Raw genomic sequence first — 20469 nt, forward strand, 5'->3', positions numbered from 1 at the left:
CTCCCTTGGGCGAAGTGGAGGCCGGGCCGCTCCTCGTCGTCGGGACCGGGCGAGCCCTCAGGCGTCGACGACCTCGGCGGGCGTCGCGGCGACCCGGCGACGGCGTACGACGAGCCAGAGCGGGAGGCCGAGCACCAGGGCCACCACCGCGAAGGGCAGCAGCGCGCCGAGGATCGTCAGCACCGCGACGAGCATCGCGCCCATCGCCTTCATGCCGCCGTCGAGGCCGCTGAGGAAGCCGGCCGGCTGGTCGTCGTCCTCCTCGACCGACTCGACCGGCTGGGTGGAGATGTCGACGGTGATCGTGGACAGGGAGGTCTGGTCCTTCAGGTAGGACTGCTGCGACTTCAGCGAGTCGAGCTCGGCCTGCCGGCTGGTCAGCTGGGACTCGATCCAGATGACGTCCTTGAGGGTGTCGGCCTCGGAGAGCAGGAGCTCGACCCGCTTCAGGCTCGCCTCCTGGGCCCGCACCCGGACACCGGTGTCGATCACCTGGGTCGTGACGTCCTCCGACCCGCGGTTCGACGAGCGCAGGGTGGCCGTGCCCTCGAGCGCCTCCATGGTGGCGGCGAACTTCGCGCTGGGCACCCGGAGGACGATCCGGGCGTAGGAGGTCGTACCCCCCTCGTCGCTCTCGGTGTCCTCCTCGGTCACGTCGCCGGCCTGGGCGTCGACGATCCGCTGCACCTCCTGGCGGGTCTTGCGCACGTCGTCGGTCGACAGCGAGACGGCGCCGTTCGAGATGACCGCGCGCTGCAGCTCGGGCGTGGCCGCGCTCCTGCCCGCCGACGCGTCCTCGGCCCCCGATCCGCCGACCTCGTCAGAGGCGGCCTCCGGTGCCGCCGCGGACCGCTCCGAGGACGCCGCGTCCGAGCCGCCTCCCGCGCTGGGCTCCGACATGTCGGCGGAGGTGCCGCCGTCGCTCGAGCCGGAGGAGCAGGCGGCCAGGACGGCCGTCATGGTGATCGCGGTCAGGATGCCTGCTGCTCGCAGGCGCGTCGTGGGGAGTCTGCTCATGTCGCTCCGACGCGACCTGCGTCGGAGCCGGTTCCGTGGTGGTCGAGGCCGTGACGGAACTGTGACCCTCAGGTCTTCTGCGTCTGGGTGACGACCGGCTTCGCCGTGGGGGCCGCCTTCTTCGCGGGGGCGGTCGCTGCGGCGGCCGTCGCTGCGGGGGCCTTCTTCGCGGCCGCCTTCTTCGCGGGGGCCTTCTTCGCGTCGGGCTGCCTGGCCGCGGGCTTGCGGGCGGACGAGCCCTTGAGCCGGACGCGCAGCGCGTTGCCCGATCCCTCGGTCACGAGGTAGGGCTGCGCCTCGACGAGCGTGCTCAGCCGGCCGCCCGGGCCGGCGAAGGTCCGCGCGTCGAACGACGGGTGGGTGCGGTTGAGCTGGTTGCCGAGGGAGCCGAGGTGGACCCAGCCCTCGTCGTCGGAGACGGCGTTGATCGCGCGGGTGAGCGCGCTCTGGAGGTTGATCGGCGCCGGCGCGGACTCGTCGTCCTCGGGCTGGTCGTCGGGCTGCTCCTCGGGCTCCGGCTCGGGCTTCTTGCCGTCCTGCACGACCCCGAGGTCGATGAACTTGTCGCACGCGTTCTTCAGCGCGGCGGGTGCCTTGCTCTCGCCGAGCACGTAGACGGTCTTGCCCGACTCGCGCAGCCGGTGCGCCAGGCTGGTGAAGTCGCTGTCGCTCGTGACGAGCGCGAACGCCTCGACGTGGTCGTCGTACAACAGGTCCATCGCGTCGATGACCAGCGCGAGGTCGGTGGAGTTCTTGCTGGTGGTGAAGGCGTTCTGGTGCATCGCCCGGAGGCCGAGGCTGTTGAGCTTGCGCGACCACTGGTTGAGGTGCGAGTTGGTCCAGTCGCCGTAGACCCGCTTGATCGTCGGGTTGCCGTACTTCGCGACCTCGCTCAGCACGTCGTCGGCGTAGGACGGTCGCGTGTTGTCGCCGTCGATCAGGACCGCGATCCGGTCGGTGCCCCCACTGGTCTCCATGGTCATCACCCTAGGGTGAGGCCGTGGCGCGGAACAGGGACGTGGTGGTCGTCGGGGGCGGGATCGCCGGCCTGGTCGCCGCCCGTGACCTCGCCGCCGCCGGTCGCGACGTGCTGCTGCTCGAGGGCTCGCCCGAGGTCGGCGGCAAGCTGCGCTCCGCCGAGGTCGCCGGGCTGCGGGTCGACGTCGGCGCCGAGGCCATGCTGGCCCGCCGGCCCGAGGGTGTCGCGCTCGCCGCCGAGATCGGCGCGGAGATCGTCCACCCGACGCCCGCCACCTCCGCCGTGTGGTCGCGTGGGGCGCTCCGCCCGCTGCCGCGCTCGCTGATGGGCGTGCCGTTCGACCTCGGCCAGCTGGCCGCGAGCGGCGTGCTGAGCAAGGACGGGGTGGCCCGCGCCTCCGTCGAGACGGTCGACACCGAGGTCCCCGACGACGTCTCGGTCGGCGACCTGGTCGCCGCGCGGCTGGGGGACGAGGTCGTCGACCGGCTCGTCGAGCCGCTGCTCGGTGGGGTGTACGCCGGCCACGCACGGCAGATCTCCGTGGCCGCGGCCGTGCCGCAGCTGCTCGCGATGGCCCGGCGGGGGAGCGTCCTCGAGCAGGCCGCCGCCGTGCCGACCTCGGCCGCCCCGGTCTTCGCCTCGCTGCCCGGCGGGATGGGGCGCCTGCCCGCGCTCGTCGCCGACGGCTCGTTCGAGGTGCGGACCTCCTCGACCGTCCGCGCCCTCCGGCGTACCCCTGACGGGTGGGCGCTCACCGTCGGTCCCACGACGCACCCCGAGACCATCGCGGCCGCTGCGGTCGTGCTGGCCACGCCTGCCGCCGCCACCGCGCGGCTCCTGGCCGAGGTCGCCCCCGGTGCGGCGGGCGAGCTGGCGGCGATCGAGGCGGCCAGCGTCGCCGTGGTGACCCTCGCCTTCCGCACGGCGGACGTGCCCGACGCCGCCTTCGAGCGCTCCGGCTTCCTCGTGCCTCCGGTCGAGCGGCGCGCGATCAAGGCGTCGACGTTCTCCTTCGCCAAGTGGGGTTGGGTCCGCGACCTCGACCCCGACGTCGTCGTGCTGCGCACGTCGCTGGGCCGCCACCGCGAGGAGGCCACGCTCCAGGCCGGCGACGACGGGCTGGTGCGGGTCTCGCTCGCCGACCTGGCCGCGACAGCCGGCATCACCGCCCGGCCCGTCGACTCGCACGTGCAGCGGTGGGGCGGCGCCCTGCCGCAGTACGCCGTCGGCCACCTCGACCGGGTCGCGCGCATCCGCGCCGCGGTCGCCGACCTGCCGGGGCTCGCGCTGTGCGGGGCGGCGTACGACGGGGTGGGCGTCCCGGCCGTGATCGGCTCGGCCCGCCGTGCCGCGGCTTCGCTCGCCCCGGCAGAATGAGGGCATGAGCACGGACGCCCCCGCAGAGCAGACCAACGCCGCCCGCACCAAGGAGCTCAACAGCACCATCCGCTACACGATGTGGTCGGTGTTCAGGCTGCGCGACGTGCTCGGTGACGCCGACCGGGCCGGTGAGGCCGCCGAGGTCGAGGCGTTCTTCGCGGAGCTCGGCACCGAGGACGTCACGGTCCGCGGGCTCTACGACGTGTCCGGCCTCCGCGCCGACGCCGACCTCATGGTCTGGTGGCACGCCGCCGACTCCCAGCAGCTGCAGGCGGCCTACAACGCCTTCCGCCGCACCGCCTTCGGCCGGCGCCTCGAGCCGGTCTGGTCCCAGATGGCGCTGCACCGCCCCGCGGAGTTCAACAAGTCGCACATCCCGGCCTTCCTCGCCGATGAGGAGCCGCGTGCGCACATCTGCGTCTACCCGTTCGTCCGGTCCTACGAGTGGTACCTCCTCGACGACGGCGAGCGTCGCCGGATGCTCGCCCAGCACGGCCAGCAGGCACGGGGGTACGCCGACGTGCGGGCCAACACGGTCGCCTCGTTCGCCCTCGGGGACTACGAGTGGCTGCTGGCCTTCGAGGCCGACGAGCTCCACCGCATCGTCGACCTGATGCGTGACCTGCGCGCGTCCGACGCCCGCCGCCACGTGCGCGAGGAGGTGCCGTTCTACACCGGTGCCCGTGTCTCGCCGGGCGACCTGCTCGACCGTCTGCCCTGATCGGGAAAGCCTCTCGTCGTTCCGCGTGGAATGACGGGGATCGGGCTCGCTCGCAATGTAGAGTAACTTACTCAACATTGTTTCTTAGGAGTAGCCATGACCGCCACCTTCCCCGCCCCAGCAGCACGCGCCACCGCACGCGCCACCGGCGACGACGTCGCCCGTGACGCCCTCGCCGACTACCTCGCCACGCACGACCCGCTCGCCACCGTCGACCTGACCGTCCCCGAGCGCACCTGGGTGCGCATCGGCTCGGTGTCCAGTGCCGACATCTGGCTGATCACCTGGCCCGCCGGCTCGAGCACCGGCTGGCACGACCACGGCTCGGCCAGCGGCGCCTTCGTGACCCTCGCCGGCCAGCTCACGGAGTACGTCTGGACCGGTGTCGCCACCGCCTCGACCCTGGGCGAGCGGGCGGTCCGCGAGTTCGACGGCAGCCACATCCACGACGTGATCAACCACGGCACCACCACGGCGGTCTCGCTCCACGCCTACGCGCCGTCGCTCGCCGCGATGACCCGCTACGAGCTCGTCCGAGGCCGGCTCCAGGTGACCAGCGTCGAGCAGCGCGGGGAGTCCTGGTGAGCGCGGTGCAGGAGCGCCCGGCCGTCAGGCACGACGGCGTCGACGCGCTGCTGGCCGACGCCCGCTCGCGGCTGCTCCGCATCGACGTCGAGACGGCCTACCGCGAGGCGCTCGACGGCGCGCTGCTCGTCGACATCAGGCCGGCCGCCCAGCGGGCGGCCGAGGGCGAGGTCCACCCCGCCGTCGAGCCGATGGTCGTCGAGCGCAACGTGCTCGAGTGGCGGTTCGACCCGCGCTCCGAGGCACGCGTCCCCGAGGCGTCGTACGACGCCCGCATCCTGGTGCTGTGCCAGGAGGGCTACACCTCGAGCCTGGCCGCCGACGCGCTGCGCAGCCTCGGCCTCGACGCGACCGACGTGGTCGGTGGCTTCAAGGCGTGGCGCGAGGCGCACCTGCCGGTGGCCTGCCGGGGTGCCTCGGCCTGACGTGGGAACGGGTCGCGGCGCGCTAGCGTCGTACCCACCATGACTCCCACACGCGTCATCGCCGCCCTGGCCCTGTCCGCCGCTGCGCTCTCCACCCTGGCCGCCTGCTCGACCGAGGACGAGATGAAGGCCGTCGACCCGGCCGCCTCGGGCGAGCCGACGTCGTCGGCCTCCCCGGACGGGGCGCCCGACCCGGTGCCGGACGGCGAGGTGCGCACCAGCGGCCTGGTGACGGTGCTCGACGACGGCAGTGGTCCGCAGCTGTGCCTGGGTGCCGTCGCCGAGTCGTACCCGCCCCAGTGCGGCGGGCCCGCGGTCGTGGACTTCGAGTGGGGCGACGTCGGCTTCGAGGAGGCCGCCGGCACGAAGTGGGGCTCCTACGCCCTCACCGGCACCTACGACGGCACCGAGTTCGCCGTCACCGACGCCATCCCGGCCGCGCTCTACGACACGATGGGCGAGCCGACCGACGACCCGCTCGCCGCCGCGTGCGACGACGCGACGACGACCGACACCCAGAAGGCGACGCCCGAGGACATGGACGCCACCCTCGCCGCCGCCTCGGCCCTGCCCGGCTACGCGACCGCGTGGCTCAGCGGCAACACGATCAACGTCGCGGTCACCGAGGACCCCGAGGGCGCCGAGTCGACCCTGCGCGAGACCTGGGGCGGCATGCTCTGCGTGACGACCGTCGAGAAGACCGACGCCGACCTCAACGCGATCAACACCGAGCTCCAGGCCGAGCTGGGCGACCGGCTGCTGACCAGCGGCTCGTTCCGGCCCGACTCGCTCGACGCGCAGGTCGTCTTCGACGACGGCTCGATCCAGGACTGGGCCGACGAGACCTGGGGCGACGGGCTGGTGACGGTCACCTCGGCCCTCGTCCCGGCCACCTGATCACCGCTGGGTCCTCGGTTTCGACACGCTCGTTCCTCGCTGCTCAACCAGCGGGGGTGGCCGCTGGTCGAGCGGGCGCCCGCGAAGCCGCTGGTCGAGCAGGGCGCCCGCGCCCGTGTCGAAACCGAGGCCGGGCGGCGGCTACTTCTTGTTCAGCGAGATGCTGATCGAGTTGATGCAGTAGCGGTCGCCGGTGGGAGTGCCGAACCCGTCGGGGAAGACGTGCCCGAGGTGCGAGCCGCAGGTGGCGCAGCGGACCTCGACGCGCTTCATGCCGTGGGTGTTGTCCTCGATGTACTCCACCGTGTCGGTCATCGGCTGGTAGAAGCTCGGCCAGCCGCAGCCGGAGTGGAACTTGGTGTCGCTGGTGAACAGCTCCGACCCGCAGGCCTTGCACGAGTAGGTGCCCTCGGTCTCGGTGTCGGTGTACTCACCGGTGAAGGCGCGCTCCGTGCCGGCCTGCCGCAGGACGGCGTACTCCTCGGGCGTGAGCTCCTCGCGCCACTGCTCATCGGTCTTCTGAACGTCGTAGGCCATGCCTCCAGCCTACGGCGGCACACCAGCGGGTCGGACGGCTAGGTTGTGGCCATGGCAGCTGCGAAGCCGGTGATGGTGCAGGCCGGCGACCGGGAGGTCCGTGTCTCCTCGCCCGACCGCGTCGTCTACGAGGCGACCGAGACCACCGGCGAGGTCACCAAGCTGATGGTCGCGGAGTACTTCGCCAGCGTCGAGGACGGGCTGATGCGCGCGCTGCGCGACCGGCCGACGGCCCTCGAGCGGTGGACGTCGGGCGTGCGCGAGGGGATGAGGCTCGCCACCGGGCCGCAGGACCGCAACGCCGACGCGTTCTACCAGAAGCGCGTGCCGAAGGGCGCTCCCGACTACCTCGAGACCGCGACGATCACGTTCCCCTCCGGTCGCACCGCCGACGAGATCTGCCCGACCGAGATCGCGGTGCCGGTCTGGTGCGCGCACATGGGCACGCTGACGTTCCACCCGTGGCCCGTGCGGCGTGACGACGTGGACCACCCCGACGAGCTGCGCATCGACCTCGACCCCCAGCCGGGTACGACGTTCACCGACGCGGTGCGGGTCGCCGGGGTCGCGCGCGAGCTGCTCACCGACCTCGGCATGACCGGCTTCGCCAAGACCTCGGGCAACCGGGGCATCCACGTCTACGTCCGGATCCAGCCGCAGTGGGACTTCGCGGCCGTCCGCCACGCGGCCATCGCCTTCGGCCGCGAGCTCGAGAAGCGTGACGACGGCGTGACGACCGCGTGGTGGAAGGAGGAGCGCGGGGAGCGGATCTTCGTCGACTTCAACCAGAACACCCGCGACCGCACGATCGCGTCGGCGTACTCCCTGCGACCCATCGCCGGCGCTCCGGTCTCGACGCCGGTCACGTGGGACGAGCTCGCGACGCTGACCTCGCCGAGCGGCTTCAACCTGTTCACCGTGCCCGAGCGGCTCGCGTCCCACGGCGACCCCTGGGCGACGATCGACGACGAGCACCACTCGCTCCAGCCGCTCCTCGACCTCTGGGACGCCCACCCCGTCGAGCTGAACTACCCGCCCGACCACCCGAAGATGCCCGGTGAGCCGCCCCGCGTGCAGCCGTCGAAGAAGGTCGAGTCCCACTGGGACGAGGACGGCAACCGGATCGCCGACTGAGTGCTGAGTGCTCCGGTCACGCTGCCGGCACGCAGACGAGCGGTGAGTGAGCCACATTCCGGCGGTCACGAATGTGGCTCACTCACCGCCCAGCGGCCAGTCGTACGCCGACACCCGTGCCAGCGGTGAGTGAGCCACATTCCGGCGGTCAGGAATGTGGCTCACGCACCGCTCACGCGAGCTCCCAGGGGGCGGCGATCGGGAAGTACTCGGCCAGGAAGTCGAGCAGCAGGCGGTCGGCGCGCTCGGCGTCGAAGGCGGAGACGTGGTTGTCGGCCACGCAGAAGAAGTCGCGGTCGCGCTTGAGCATCTGCTTGAGCTGGACGGGCAGCTGCTGGTGGCCGAGGTCGACGTAGCCGTGGTGGGCGCCGGCGCGGAAGGCCTGGCCGGTGACGAGGCCGTAGTTCTGCGCGAAGGACGACAGCAGCGACAGGTCGGTCTCCGAGCGGAACGGCGCGTCCGTGGTGGCCGCCACCTCGGCCGGGAAGCGGGCCGCGACCTCCTCGAGGACGGAGCGCCGCTGGGGGTGCGGGCTGTGCATCATCGTGTTGGTCAGCGCGACCCCGAAGGCATCGGCGAGCACGCGGCGGTTGTTCTGCGCGGCCGAGAGGTAGGGACGGTCGTCGGTGCCGGGGAGGCCGACCGCGCGGTGGTCGGCGACGAAGGCGGCGTACTGCCCACCGGGCGTGAAGAAGTGCTCCGGGCGCCGCGGCCTGCCGAGGAAGACGTCGTCGTTGACGTAGACGAAGTGGTCGGCGAGGTCGGGCACCGCGTGCAGCCGGGTCTCGATCGCGTGCGAGCTGAAGGTCGGCAGCGCGGAGGCCGGGAGGATGTCGCGGTGGTCGACGAGGCGGATCCTGTCGTGCGAGGTGTCGAGCCACGTCGGCACCTGCCCGGCCGTGACGAGGTGGATCCGCCGGACCCACGGGGCGAAGAGGTGGATGCTGCGCATCGAGTAGCGCAGCTCGTCGCGGCTGCGGAAGCGCGCGACCCCGCTGGCCCGCTGGTCGGGCGTCCGGCCGAGACCGGTGAGCCGTTCGTCGCGGGCGTCGAGCCACGCCTCGTCGTCGCCGTCGACCCAGGTGTAGACGACGTCGACGTCGAAGCGGCAGTCGTCGACGGTGGGCAGCGCCATCACCTCGAGGGTGGGTACGTCGACTCCCTCGACGGCGATCGTGGTGCGGGGCGACCCGGCAGGCACGCGGTCGCCGTAGCGGTTGAGGCCCGGCGCGAGGAGGTCTCCCTCGGGCGACTCCTCCCAGAACTGCACGCCGATCTCCACGCCCTCGCCCAGGAGGCCGTCGTGGCCGCCGCGCATCGGCCACGGCTCGAGGAAGAGCGAGGCGGTGCGGGCCTTCGCGAGCTCGGCGGTCATCGCGGCGACCGTTCCGCGGCGCTCGGGCCAGCCGCGCTCGGCCGGGTCGCGGACCGACAGCCAGTCGGGCACGTCCCCGCCCGCCAGCGCGCTCAGGAAGGCGGCGCGCCGCGACGAGGGGACGACGACGACCGGGTGCGGGTCGAGGCCGCGAGCGGGCATCACGAACCACCCGTCCCCGGTCGCCGCGGCGGCCGAGGTGAGCGCGCGCAGGGTCGTCGTACGGCACTCGGCGGGGGTGACGCCGCGCGCGCCCGTGGTCTCGGGCAGGTCACCCAGCGGCCCCGGGCGCAGGCCGTGCAGGACGCGGCGCGGGGCGAGGGGGTCGGCGCGGCGGGCGACCGCGCGCCGGAAGACGTCGACCCACTGGGCGGCGAGCGTCGGGCCGTCCCAGCGCTTCGAGCGCTCGAGCGCAGCGGCGCCGAGACGGGTGCGGAGCTCGTCGTCGGTCGCGATCCGCAGCATCGCGGCAGCCAGCGCCGCCTTGGAGCCGGGCGGGACGAGCAGCCCGTCGACGTCGGGGGTGATGATCTCGCGCGGACCGGAGGGGCAGTCGTACGACACCGTTGGCACGCCCGCCGACATCGCCTCCTGCAGCACAAGTGGGTAGCCCTCACCTCGCGAGGCGAGGACGGCGACGCTCGTGCGCGCCCACTCGGCGGCCAGGTCGTCGGTCGAGCCGGGCAGGTCGACGCGGTCCTCGAGCTCGAGCTTGCGGACCTGGGCGGCGAGGTTGTCGGCGCGCGGGCCGTCGCCCCAGATGCGCAGCCGCCAGCCCGGCACCTCGTCCCGGATGCGCCAGAAGGCGTCGACGACGTGCTCGAACTGCTTCTCCGGCGCCAGTCGGCCGGCCGTCACGAAGGTCTTCTGGTCGAGCGGTGACCGCTGCTGTGCCTGGGCGGGCAGCGGGTTCGGGATGACGAGGAGCTCCGGCGCGGCACCGCCGAGGCGCCCGGCGAGCCAGCGCGACATCGACTCGGTCAGCGAGACCACGATGTCGGCGCGCGGGGCGAACTCCAGCAGTGCGCCGAGGTCGTTGACCCGGCTCGAGGAGGCGCGGTGCTCCTGGTGCACCAGCGCGACGTCGGCAGGCGCGAGCTGCGCGACCACGGCGAGGAGCTCGGGGGTGGTGGTGACGAGGACGTCGGCGTCGATGCTGCCGAGCGCCTCGCGCAGGGTGGCATCGGTGAGGCCGTTGAAGAGCGCGTCCCAGCTGCGCGGGACGATCACCGACTCCCGCTCGGCGAGCTCGGCCGGGTGGGCGCCGCCGACCGCGACGGGCCGCGGGCCGCGTACGTCGACGAGATAGGTCACCTCGACGCCGTCCGCCAGCCGGTAGTGGGTCGACCTACCGCTCCGCGTGACGCTGAGGATGCGGACCCGGTGGCCCTCGCCGAGCCCGGCCAGCGCGTTCGCCTGCTCGATGCCGGACCGGGCGGTGCCGCCCATCCCGTCGGCGTTGAAGAGGACGAGGACGATGTCGAGCGGGCCGTCGCGGCGGGCCCGGCGCACGGCCGAGCGCACCTTCCCCCCGAGCTTGTCGGTGAGCGCCACGTGTCCCTCAGTCCTGTCTCTGCGAGCGGGTCGCCACGATCCTAGAGGCCGGGCGAGCGGCCGATAGGGTGAGCCGCATGCCGATGTCCTCCACCCCGCTGGTCCTGGTGTCCGGTTCCGGCCGCAGCGGCACCAGCTCCCTCGCCGGCACCCTGAAGCGGCTCGGCCTGCACGTGCCGCAGCCCGAGGTCGAGGCGTCGGAGACCAACCCGCGCGGGTTCTACGAGCCGCAGTGGGTCATCGACTTCCACAAGCGCCACCTCAAGGAGCTCGCGCTCTTCAACATCGACAGCCGACCCGCCGCGGTCCAGCTCGTCGCCGACTACCTCGCCTCGGGCGAGACCACCGCCGAGCTCCGCGAGTGGCTGTCCGGCCAGCTCGACGCCGACCAGGTCGTCGTCAAGGACCCGCACGCGTTCTGGTTCGCCCGGGCCTGGGAGGAGGCGTCGAAGGACCTCGGCGCCGACCTGCGCTGGCTGACCGCGCTGCGCCACCCGGCCGAGGTCGTCGGCTCGCGCGACATCGCCTACCTCTCCAGCCAGTCCGACGAGCTGCGGCTGACCAAGGAGACGTCCAACGTCGCCGGCTGGGTGCACGCCGCGCTCCTCACCGAGCAGGCCGGCCGCGCCTCCAGGCGCGCCTTCGTGAAGTACGTCGACCTGCTGGCCGACTGGCGGGCCGCGCTGGCGCCGGTGCAGGAGCAGCTCGCGCTCTCCTTCGACACCGACCTGGCCAGCACCGACCACCACCCGGTCGACGACTTCGTCGAGCCCTCGATGCGCAAGTCGCAGCTCGGCTGGGACGACGTCGCCACCCCCGACTGGCTCAAGGACATGGCCGAGGAGGTCTGGCAGCTGCTCGGCGTGCTGACCACCTCACCGCACGACGAGGCCACGCTCGCCCGGCTCGACGAGGTCCACGCCGACTACACCGCGCGCTACGCCGACGCCGTCGCGCTCACCTTCGACCACACCAAGGCCGAGTCGACCCTCGCCGCCCGCGAGGCCCGCGACACCCAGCGGTCCACGCTCCAGCAGGTGCGCCGCGACCTCGAGCAGGCCCGCCGCGCCGGCTCGACCCCGCTCGCCCAGACCGTCGGCGGGCGCGAGGCGGCCGCGATCCTGCGCCGAGCCGTCGTACGCCGGATCACGCGCCGCTGAGCCAGGCTGCCCGGCCGTCAGAGGCCGGTGACGCCCTCGCCGGTGCCGGAGGCCTGCTCGTCGAAGTTCTCGTGCTCGATGAGGTGGAGGACGGGTACGCCGAGCTTGCGACGGGCGCGCGAGGTCCAGTCGACGTGGAAGAACTCCGCGACGACGTGGGAGCGGGTCAGGATGATCGCCTCGCGAGCATCGACCGACGTGACGAGCGCGGCCAGCGCGTCGACCGGCGGCTCGGAGGTGACCCTGCCGGTCGCCGTGCCGCCCGCGGCGTCGATGACCTTGAGCGTCTGCTGGAGGTCGGCCGAGGACGTCTCCTCGCACTCGCGGCGCAGCGACTCGAGGTCGACGTCGGTCATCGTGAGCGCGGGGGCGGCCATCAGGTCGCCGGCGCCGAGTGTGCCCATCGACGCCTCGACCCTGGCCGCGGCGTCCTCGAGCGGCAGCAGGACGTGGTAGACGACCTGGTCCTCGATCTCGGAGTGGAGCGAGCGGACCTGCCGGGCGTCGGCGGGGGTGAGTGCCTGCTCGACGAGCAGCACCACGTCGTAGGTGCCCTGCCCGTCATGGATGTCGTCGGTCATCGCGTGCCTCCTGGGTGCGTGCCTGCGTCGGTGCTGAGGATCCTGGTGAGGTCGTAGCCTGCCGGTTCGTCGAGCTGGGCGTAGCCGCAGCTCTCCGGGTCGCGGTCGGTGCGCCACCGTTTGAAGTGCGCAGTGTGCCGGAACCGGCGGCCCTCCATGTGGTCGTACTTCACCTCGAGCACCCGCTCGGGGCGCAGCGCGGTGAAGCCGAGGTCCTTGCCGGCGCTCCAGCGGCTCTGCGTGCCGGGGACGCGGTCGGGGTTGGCGGTGAGGAACTCGTTCCAGCGGCCCCACGGGTGGTCGGCGATGGCGCAGACCAGCGGCTGCAGCTCGTGGAACAGCTCGGCCCGCTTCGCGGCGGTGAAGCTGGCCGAGACGCCGATGTGCTGCAGCTCGCCGTCGTCGTCGTACAGCCCCAGGAGCAGCGAGCCGATCAGCGGCTCCTCCGGGGTCGAGGTCTTGTGCTCGCGGTAGCCGGCCAGCACCACGTCGGCGGTGCGCTCGTGCTTGATCTTGAGCATGGTGCGCTTGTTGGGCTCGTACGACGACCCGAGCGGCTTGGCGACGACACCGTCGAGGCCGGCTCCCTCGAACGCCTCGAACCACCTCTCGGCCTCGGCGGGGTCCTCGGTGGTGCGGGTGAGGAAGCACGGACCGGTGCCGTCGAGCCCGGACAGCGCCTCGACGAGGGCGGCGCGGCGCTCGGAGAGCGGGCGGTCCATGAACGACTCGTCGCCGAGCGCCAGCAGGTCGAAGGCGACGAAGCCGGCGGGCGTCTCCACGGAGAGCTTGTCGACGCGGCTCGCGGCCGGGTGGATGCGCTCCTGGAGCGTCTCGAACTCGAGCCGCCAGCCGTCCGGCCCCTGGAGGCCGACGAAGATCTCGCCGTCGAGCACGATGCGGTCGGGCAGCTGCTGCCGGCACGCCTCGACGACCTCGGGGAAGTAGCGGGTGAGCGGCTTGGTGTTGCGGCTCGCGAGCTCGATCTCGTCGCCGTCCTTGAAGACCAGGCAGCGGAAGCCGTCCCACTTCGGCTCGAAGCTCAGCCCGCCGTGCCTGGCCGGGTCGGGCACGCCGCTGACGCTCTTCGCGAGCATCGGCTGCACGGGCGGCATCACGGGGAGGTCCACGAAATCGAGCCTATCCCTGCGGCGCCCGCCAGGACGTGAGGGCCGCCTACGGCAGTGCCGCGTAGGCCTTGCCGACCGTGGTCGGTCGCGCGCCGGGCCGGTAGAGGCCACTGCTCGCGCCCTTCGCCGAGGCGGGCAGCCCGAACCACGCCCACCGGCTCACCCACTCGCGCTCCGCGAGCGCTCGCGACATCAGCCTCACGAAGCGCGCCTGGACCTTGCCGGACGGCACGCGCGGTCCGTCGTCGAAGCGCATCAGGGCGACCTCGGTGAGCCAGATCGGCTTGCCGTAGCGGTCGTGCACGGCGTCGAGGTAGTCGGTGAGCTGCCCGACGGCTCGCCGCGGCCGCCAGTCGCCGCCGTACCAGTGCAGTGCGACGGCGTCGACGCGCAGGTCGCGCTGCTCGGCGCCGCTCATGAAGCCGTCGAGCCACCCGCCCGCGTCGGCGCCGCCGTAGGCGACCGCGGGACTGACCAGCTGGAGACCGGTGGACTCCAGCCGCGGCCACAGGTCGAGCGCCTGCTCGACACTCATGTTCGCCTGCTCGCCGAGGTCGGGCTCGTTGAATCCGAGCAGCCACGGACCGTGCTGCCTCGCCGACGCGAGCGCCTCGTCGGTCACGGAGCCCGCGCCCCAGATCATCGGCACGAACGCGGCGCGGGTGCGGCCGACGTACGCCGGTGGCTCGGCCGTCCACGCGTGGTACCACCCGGCGCGCGACTTCCGCAGCGCCTTCGTGGCCCCACGCATCTCCCACACGCCGACGCCGCGCACGTCGCGGGCCTGGACGCGGTCAGGCGCCGGTGCCGCAGCGGCCGGAGTGGCCAGCAGGGCTGCCACGAGGGGGACGACGAGCAGTGCTACGAGCCGCTTCATCCGCCCAGCCTAGGGCGTGGCTCAGTCCTCGCCGCGGAGCGAGAAGGACCGCAACCGGTCGCCCGCGAAGAACACGCCGACCACCGTCACGACCGCGCTGGCGATGATCGCCCACGCGAGGTTCGCCGGGTCGGGCAGCTGGTCGGAGACCTCGTGCCCGATCCGCAGGCCCCACTGGCCGATGCTGAGCCAGGCGACACCGGTGAAGAGGTTGCCGAGCAGGCTCTCCCAGATCAGGACGAACATCAGCGACGCGATCACCGCGTGGCGAGTGACCGACGAGATGGCCAGGAAGAGGGCGCTGTACGCCGTCCCGGCGACGGCGGCGCCGACCAGCAGTGCGACCGCCCGGGTGCTGTCGCCGGTGACGAGCGCGGCGACGAAGATCGACAGCGAGCCGGCCGTCAGGGTCGCTCCGAGGGCGACCAGCCACTTGCTGATCGCGATGCCGTGCCGGCTGACCGGCTTCGAGAGCAGGTAGACGATCGAGCCGTCGTCGACCTCCGGCCCGAGCACCGACGACGCCGCGAGGATCGCGACGAGCGGCAGGACCAAGGGGTAGCCGAGGCCGGGGATGAGCTCGTAGGCCGCCTCGCCGTCGGTGAGCGCGGCGACCAGGGCGACGAGCCCGATCAGCAGCACCGGGAAGGCGAGCAGCAGGTAGAAGCGGCGTCGGCCGAGCAGCGCCTGGAGCGCGAGCCGGGCGATGGTTGCGTTGATCATCGGGCCACCAGGTAGGCGAACACGCTCTCCAGCGACTCGTCGCTGGGGGAGAGCTCGAAGAGGGTCAGGTCGTGCTGCCGGGCCAGGCTGGGGAGCCCGACGGCGAAGCTGCCGAGGTCGTCGACCTGGACGTCGAGGTGCTCGCTGCCCAGGCTCACCGCGCGCACCGAGGCCTCCGCCATGAGCAGCGCGGCCAGGCGGCGGTTGTCGCTCGAGCGGACGGCGTACTGCACCGGGCGGTCGGTCATCAGCCGCCGGATGGCGCCGAAGTCGCCGGAGGCGGCGTGCCGGCCGGAGACGACGACCTCGATGTGGCGCGCCAGCCGCTCGACCTCCTCGAGGATGTGCGAGCTGAACAGCACCGTCCTGCCCTCGTCGCCGAGGCGGCGGAGCAGGTCCATCAGGTGCATCCGCTGGCGCGGGTCGACGCCGTTGAACGGCTCGTCGAGCAGCAGCACGGCGGGGTCGTGGACCAGCGCGGCGGCGATCTTCACGCGCTGTCGCATGCCCTTGGAGTACGTGTCGAGGCGGCGGGCAGCCGGCTCGACCATGTCGACGACCTCGAGGATCCGCTCGGTGGCCGCGGCCGCGTCGGGCAGCTTGTGCAGGTCGGCGTTGGCGCGGACGAACTGGCGGCCGGTGAGGTAGCCGAAGCTCAGCTCCCTCTCGGGGACCAGCCCGATCTGGCGGTAGATCGCTGTGTTGCGCCACACCGGCTGCCCGTCGAGCGTGACGGAGCCGGCGGACGGGGCGAGGAAGCCCGCCATCATCGCCATCAAGGTGGTCTTGCCGGCACCGTTGGGGCCGAGCAGCCCGGTGACACCGGGGCCGATGGAGAGCGAGACGTCGTTGACCGCGACGACGTTGCCGAACCAGCGCGAGGCCGACTCGAGGACCAGGTCGCTCATCGCGAGCCCACCTTCCGGAAGCGGGCGACCAGCCCGAGGAGGCAGCCGCCGACCAGCAGCAGGGCCACGATGGCGTACGCCGGAGCCCAGGCGCCGTCGACCGTCACCGGGTTGCGCACGCCGGCGTCCCACGCCTGGCCGAGCCCGCTGTAGAGCGACCACGGCGAGAGCAGCCCCGCCCAGACGCCCACGGCCTCGGAGTCCTGCTCGCGGGAGATCGCCTGGATCACGGTGACCACCGAGGCGAGCACGATCAGCACCATCACCGAGCCGACGACCGCGAAGCCGCGGCGCAGCGAGACCGACGAGATCAGCCCGGACAGACCGGCGACCAGCGCGGCCAGCACCACCTGCAGGAGGAGGGCCTTGCCCACGTCGCTGAGCTGGTCGCTCGTGTCGAGCCCGGCGAGCAGCGCGCCCGCGAGGAGGAGGGCGGTCGGCACCAGCGTGAAGAGGAAGATCGCGACGGTGAGCGAGAGCCAGCGCACGAGGGCGAAGACCGATGCCGACAGCGGGCGCGCGAGGTAGAGCACGATCGAGCGGTGCCGCAGGTCGCGGGAGAAGAGGACGGGCGCCTGGGCCGCGGCGAAGAGGCTCACGAGCAGGTTGGTCTGGTTGGTGAAGTCGGCGTAGGTGACCGGCAGGCTGCCGAGCCCGGTGAGCACCACGACGCCGACGATGATCGCCGCCGGCAGCACCGACATGGCCAGCAGCAGGAAGGGCATCACCTTCGACTTGCCCGAGCGCCCCAGGCCGTACGCGTGGCGCAGGCCGGTGACGAACAGCGTGCGCGCGATCGCGCCGGTGCCCTCGCGGGCGCCGTCGTAGTGGCGGTAGCCGAGGTCGTGGATGACGCCGGAGCGTCCGCTCGTGTCAGACACGCACGCCTCCTTCGAGGAAGACGTCCTCGAGGTGACCACGGTCGGGCTCGAGGCGCATCAGGCCGAGGCCGAGGTCGGCCGCGACGTCGCGGATCAGGTCGTGGGCGACACCCTCCCCGGCGAGCTCGGGCGGCGGCGGGTCGATCGCGACCACCTTGCCGCGCGGGCGGCAGGCCAGCCCGCGCTGGGCGAGGGCCTCGCCGAGCCGGTCGCGCTCGGTCTCGGTGCCGACGACCTCGACCAGCAGGCTCCCGGTCTGGCGCAGGAAGTCGGTCGTGGCGCTCGACCGGAGCAGGTTGCCGCCGTCGAGGACGATCACGTGGTCGCTGACCTGCTCGAGCTCGCCGAGCAGGTGGGAGGTGACCAGGACGGCGATGCCGAAGTCGCTCCCGATGCGGCCGACGAGGCGGAGCATGTCGTTGCGGGCGGCCGGGTCGAGGCCGTTGGTCGGCTCGTCGAGGAAGACCAGCCGCGGGTCGTGCACGAGCGCCTGGGCGAGCTTGGCGCGCTGCTTCATGCCGGTGGAGTAGCCGCCCATCGGCCGGTAGCGCTCCTCGTCGAGCCCCACGTGGCGCAGCACGTCGGCGGCCCGCTCACGCGCGGCGGAGGCGCCCATCCCGGACATCCGCGCCATGTGCACGACGAAGTCGCTGGCGCTGACGTCGGGCGGCAGGCAGTCGTGCTCGGGCATGTAGCCGACCAGCCGGCGGATCTCCTGGCCCTGGTGCTCGATGTCGTGGCCGAGCACCAGCGCGTGACCGCGCGTCGGCTCGAGCAGGCCGAGCAGGATCTTGATCAGCGTCGACTTCCCGGCACCGTTGGCGCCGACGAGACCCGTCACGCCCGGCCCGACCTCGACCGTCAGGTCGGTCAGCGCATGGACCGAGCCGTAGTGCTTGGTCAGGCCCGCAGTCGCGATGACCGGCGGCCGTCCGGCCCCCGGTGTCAGTTCCCCCGTCACGACCGCCACGCTAGCGGGGCGTCGTACCCACCGGCATCAGGGATCGCCCGGATCCGCGTGGAGGTGTGGTGAAGATGTGTCGGCCCCGGTTGGTCTGCCGGGCCTCGGCAGCCCCGCCCGAGGCGGGCCCTAGGCTTGGTCGCCTATCCCCGGTTGGTCTGCCGGCAGGGCCCGCCTGACTTTGAATCAGGACTAGCGACGTAGGTTCGACTCCTACCCGGGGAGCTCCTCGTCCCGCAAGGGCTCGTAGGCGAACCAGCCGTACGTCGTGCCGCTCGCCCGCGCCTCGGCCAGCCGCTGCCTCACCTCGCGCAGCGGTGGCCAGGGTGTCGTCGCCGGTGGTAGCTCCTCGCGGGTCGAGGACACGAGGTCGCCCTCCCAGAAGACCCAGAACCGCTCCTCCTCCGGCGCCGAGGCGAACGTCTCCTCGTAATGGTCGAACCCGCCGTGCCTCACCGGGCCGTGGCGGCGGAGGACCTGCTCCCACTGCTCCGGGGTGAGGATCACGGTGACCTCTCGCTCGTGCTCGACGTGGCCGTCCGCTCCGCGACGTACGACGAAGCGATCCGTCCCCAGCTCCTCGACCGTTCCGACCCGCCCGAGCACGTGCAGCAGGATCGCGCGCTGCTTGTCCGAGGCCGGCGGCTCGTAGCCGGGCCGCGGTGGCTCGATGTGGGCGACCACGTGGTCCCGCGCTGCCCGCACCAGCCGGCTCGCGATGCGTGGCGCGTAGTCCTCGGGCTCGGCGAAACCGCAGAGCACGCGCCACTCCTCGTCCAGCGGAAACCGGACGGACCCGCCCTCGGGCACGTCGAGCCCCGGAGGGACCTCGAGCCGGAAGCCGACCTCGAGCTGCGCGCCGTACGGGCCCGGGACCACCTCGACCGACGTCACCTGCACCTCCGTGCCGAAGCCGTCGGAGCGGTCGATCCAGTCGTCGCCCAGGCGTCCCGGCTCGAGGTCCGGGTCGGGCTGCGCGCCCAGGATGCGGAACAGCCCGCGCGCGTAGTCCTCGTCCTCCATCACCCCATGCTCACCGACGTGCCCGGGCCGCCGCGATGGATTTCCACGCGTGCGGGTGGAAGTCCAGGGGCGGGTGCGGGGACGGCGTGCGACTCGATGGGCCGGCCCGTCACCGGGCGGTGACACACTGCGGCCATGGACAACCTCACCGTCATCGTCCTCGCCGCCGGCGGCGGCACCCGCATGAAGTCGAAGACCATGAAGGTGCTGCACCCGGTCGCCGGTCGCTCCATGATCGGCCACGTGCTCACCGCCGTGGCGGCTGTCGAGCCGACCAGCGTCGTCGCCGTCGTGGGCCACCAGCGCGACCAGGTGGGCCCGCACATCATCGACCTCATGCCGAACGCCGTGCTGGCGGTCCAGGAGACGCAGGACGGCACCGGGCACGCCGTACGCATCGCGATGGAGGCGTCCGGCACGACCACCGGCACCGTGATCGTCGCGGCCGGTGACACCCCGCTGCTGGAGGGGGAGTCGCTGCGGGCGTTCGCCGCCGAGCACGAGGCCGCCCAGCGCGCGGTGAGCATCCTGAGCGGGCGGGTGCCGAACCCGTTCGGCTACGGCCGCATCGTGCGCAACCACGAGGGCGACGTCGAGGCGATCGTGGAGGAGAAGGACGCCTCGCCGGAGCAGCGCGAGATCGACGAGATCAACTCCGGCATCCTCGCCTTCGACGCCGAGTTCCTCGTCTCCGCGCTGCCGCGGATCGGCAACGACAACGCCAAGGGCGAGTACTACCTCACCGACGCCGTCGGCATCGCCCGCGAGGACGGTCTCACGGTCGGTGCGCACCTGATCGACGACGTCGCGCAGACCGAGGGCGCCAACGACCGCGCGCAGCTCGCCGACCTGGGCAAGGAGCTCAACCGCCGCATCGTCACCCGCTGGATGAAGGACGGCGTGACCGTCATGGACCCGGCGACGACCTGGATCGAGGCCGACGTTGTGCTCGAGCCCGACGTGGTGATCCTGCCCGGCACCCAGCTCCTCGGCGCGACCGTCGTGCGCGAGGACGCCGTGGTCGGCCCCGACACGACGCTGAAGGACTGCGAGGTCGGCGCCGGCGCTCGCGTCGTACGCACCCATGGAGAGCTCGCCGTCATCGGCGACCGGGCCACCGTCGGGCCCTTCGCCTACCTCCGCCCCGGCACGCAGCTCGGCATCGCGGGCAAGATCGGCACCTTCGTGGAGACCAAGAACGCGCAGATCGGCGACGGTGCCAAGGTCCCGCACCTGTCCTACGTCGGCGACGCCGAGATCGGTGAGGGCACCAACATCGGCGCCGGGACGATCTTCGCCAACTACGACGGGGTGGCCAAGCACCGCACCGTCATCGGCCGCCACGCCCGGACCGGGTCGAACAACACCTTCGTCGCGCCGGTGTCGGTGGGGGACGGGGCCGGCACCGCGGGTGGCACGACCGTACGCCGCAACGTGCCGGCCGGTGCGCTGGCCGTGAGCGCCTCCGCGCAGCGCAACCTCGAGGGCTGGAGCGAGTCGAAGCGGGCCGGTACGGCGCAGGGCGAGGCGGCCCGAACGGCACGTGAACAGCAGGAGAAGTCCGCCGAGTGACCGACCAGTGACCCCGGTCTTGGGGATGGCCCGCGGGTGGGTCAGAATC

At 72.6% G+C, this 20469-nt stretch carries 20 protein-coding genes and 1 tRNA gene; 9 read left to right on the top strand and 12 right to left on the bottom strand.

Going from position 1 to position 20469, the window contains the following annotated elements; genetic code table 11:
• Positions 1-57 precede the first annotated feature (57 nt).
• Both EUA93_RS11210 and EUA93_RS11215 read right to left on the bottom strand, forming a co-directional pair.
• Positions 58-1017: a DUF4349 domain-containing protein gene (locus tag EUA93_RS11210; RefSeq protein WP_129400216.1), complete on the bottom strand. Its 960-nt coding sequence runs from the start codon at positions 1015-1017 to the stop codon at positions 58-60.
• Positions 1018-1085: 68 nt separating this feature from the next.
• On the bottom strand, positions 1086-1994 hold the full coding sequence (locus tag EUA93_RS11215; RefSeq protein ID WP_129400217.1) for an NYN domain-containing protein: 909 nt from the start codon (positions 1992-1994) through the stop codon (positions 1086-1088).
• A 23-nt stretch (positions 1995-2017) separates the two neighbouring features.
• On the opposite strand from EUA93_RS11215, the gene hemG reads away from it, so the two are divergent.
• From hemG to EUA93_RS11240, 5 genes are all read left to right on the top strand, one after another.
• Positions 2018-3373, top strand: a complete 1356-nt coding sequence (gene hemG / locus EUA93_RS11220; protein WP_207208662.1) for a protoporphyrinogen oxidase — start codon at positions 2018-2020, stop codon at positions 3371-3373.
• A 4-nt stretch (positions 3374-3377) separates the two neighbouring features.
• Entirely contained in the window at positions 3378-4097 is a 720-nt protein-coding gene (gene hemQ / locus EUA93_RS11225; protein ID WP_129400218.1) for a hydrogen peroxide-dependent heme synthase, read from the top strand.
• Between the two features lie 96 nt (positions 4098-4193).
• Positions 4194-4682, top strand: a complete 489-nt coding sequence (locus EUA93_RS11230) for a cysteine dioxygenase (RefSeq protein ID WP_129400219.1) — start codon at positions 4194-4196, stop codon at positions 4680-4682.
• The gene (locus EUA93_RS11235) at positions 4679-5107 is read left to right on the top strand and encodes a rhodanese-like domain-containing protein (protein ID WP_242497325.1); all 429 of its coding nucleotides are present in this window, start codon (positions 4679-4681) and stop codon (positions 5105-5107) included. Before EUA93_RS11230 ends, EUA93_RS11235 begins: the two co-directional genes overlap by 4 nt.
• A gap of 39 nt (positions 5108-5146) precedes the next feature.
• Positions 5147-6004 carry a hypothetical protein gene (locus EUA93_RS11240; RefSeq protein ID WP_129400220.1) on the top strand — a complete coding sequence of 286 codons (858 nt, stop codon included), beginning with the start codon at positions 5147-5149 and terminating at the stop codon, positions 6002-6004.
• A 141-nt stretch (positions 6005-6145) separates the two neighbouring features.
• On the opposite strand, the gene msrB is transcribed toward EUA93_RS11240, so the two are convergent.
• Positions 6146-6541: a peptide-methionine (R)-S-oxide reductase MsrB gene (gene msrB, locus EUA93_RS11245; RefSeq protein WP_090967768.1), complete on the bottom strand. Its 396-nt coding sequence runs from the start codon at positions 6539-6541 to the stop codon at positions 6146-6148.
• 51 nt (positions 6542-6592) lie between these two features.
• Between msrB and EUA93_RS11250 the strand changes: the two genes are divergently transcribed.
• Positions 6593-7675, top strand: coding sequence for a DNA polymerase domain-containing protein (locus EUA93_RS11250; protein WP_129400221.1), 1083 nt, complete (start codon positions 6593-6595; stop codon positions 7673-7675).
• A 172-nt stretch (positions 7676-7847) separates the two neighbouring features.
• Here the strand turns inward: EUA93_RS11250 and EUA93_RS11255 are convergent, their stop codons facing one another.
• Complete coding sequence (locus tag EUA93_RS11255; protein ID WP_129400222.1) at positions 7848-10604, bottom strand: stealth conserved region 3 domain-containing protein; 2757 nt, start codon at positions 10602-10604, stop codon at positions 7848-7850.
• A 77-nt stretch (positions 10605-10681) separates the two neighbouring features.
• Here EUA93_RS11255 and EUA93_RS11260 point away from each other — a divergent pair, with 77 nt between their 5' ends.
• Entirely contained in the window at positions 10682-11764 is a 1083-nt protein-coding gene (locus EUA93_RS11260) for a sulfotransferase family protein (protein ID WP_129400223.1), read from the top strand.
• A 17-nt stretch (positions 11765-11781) separates the two neighbouring features.
• Here EUA93_RS11260 and EUA93_RS11265 read toward each other — a convergent pair whose 3' ends face one another.
• The 7 genes from EUA93_RS11265 to EUA93_RS11295 are packed head-to-tail and all read right to left on the bottom strand — an operon-like array spanning position 11782 to position 17825.
• Positions 11782-12345 (bottom strand): hypothetical protein, encoded by a 564-nt coding sequence (locus tag EUA93_RS11265; protein WP_129400224.1) that lies wholly within the window; start codon positions 12343-12345, stop codon positions 11782-11784.
• Positions 12342-13475, bottom strand: a complete 1134-nt coding sequence (locus EUA93_RS11270; protein WP_207208663.1) for an ATP-dependent DNA ligase — start codon at positions 13473-13475, stop codon at positions 12342-12344. The genes EUA93_RS11265 and EUA93_RS11270 overlap by 4 nt, the downstream gene beginning before the upstream one ends.
• Before the next feature lie 46 nt (positions 13476-13521).
• Positions 13522-14352, bottom strand: coding sequence for a glycosyl hydrolase (locus EUA93_RS11275; protein ID WP_129400225.1), 831 nt, complete (start codon positions 14350-14352; stop codon positions 13522-13524).
• Between the two features lie 21 nt (positions 14353-14373).
• Entirely contained in the window at positions 14374-15075 is a 702-nt protein-coding gene (locus tag EUA93_RS11280) for an ABC transporter permease (protein WP_129400226.1), read from the bottom strand.
• Positions 15072-15983, bottom strand: a complete 912-nt coding sequence (locus EUA93_RS11285; protein ID WP_129400227.1) for an ABC transporter ATP-binding protein — start codon at positions 15981-15983, stop codon at positions 15072-15074. Before EUA93_RS11285 ends, EUA93_RS11280 begins: the two co-directional genes overlap by 4 nt.
• Positions 15980-16864 (bottom strand): ABC transporter permease, encoded by an 885-nt coding sequence (locus EUA93_RS11290; RefSeq protein ID WP_129400228.1) that lies wholly within the window; start codon positions 16862-16864, stop codon positions 15980-15982. The genes EUA93_RS11285 and EUA93_RS11290 overlap by 4 nt, the downstream gene beginning before the upstream one ends.
• The gene (locus tag EUA93_RS11295) at positions 16857-17825 is read right to left on the bottom strand and encodes an ABC transporter ATP-binding protein (protein ID WP_242497326.1); all 969 of its coding nucleotides are present in this window, start codon (positions 17823-17825) and stop codon (positions 16857-16859) included. The genes EUA93_RS11290 and EUA93_RS11295 overlap by 8 nt, the downstream gene beginning before the upstream one ends.
• Before the next feature lie 146 nt (positions 17826-17971).
• Between EUA93_RS11295 and EUA93_RS11300 the strand changes: the two genes are divergently transcribed.
• A tRNA-Gln gene (locus EUA93_RS11300) sits at positions 17972-18050 on the top strand.
• On the opposite strand, the gene EUA93_RS11305 is transcribed toward EUA93_RS11300, so the two are convergent.
• Positions 18039-18848 carry a hypothetical protein gene (locus EUA93_RS11305; protein ID WP_129400229.1) on the bottom strand — a complete coding sequence of 270 codons (810 nt, stop codon included), beginning with the start codon at positions 18846-18848 and terminating at the stop codon, positions 18039-18041. The two genes, EUA93_RS11300 and EUA93_RS11305, sit on opposite strands and share 12 nt — an antisense overlap.
• 135 nt (positions 18849-18983) lie before the next feature.
• Here EUA93_RS11305 and glmU point away from each other — a divergent pair, with 135 nt between their 5' ends.
• Positions 18984-20420, top strand: a complete 1437-nt coding sequence (glmU, locus tag EUA93_RS11310; protein WP_129400230.1) for a bifunctional UDP-N-acetylglucosamine diphosphorylase/glucosamine-1-phosphate N-acetyltransferase GlmU — start codon at positions 18984-18986, stop codon at positions 20418-20420.
• Positions 20421-20469 lie beyond the last annotated feature (49 nt).

This window comes from Nocardioides oleivorans, from assembly GCF_004137255.1.
Taxonomy (GTDB): domain Bacteria; phylum Actinomycetota; class Actinomycetes; order Propionibacteriales; family Nocardioidaceae; genus Nocardioides; species Nocardioides oleivorans.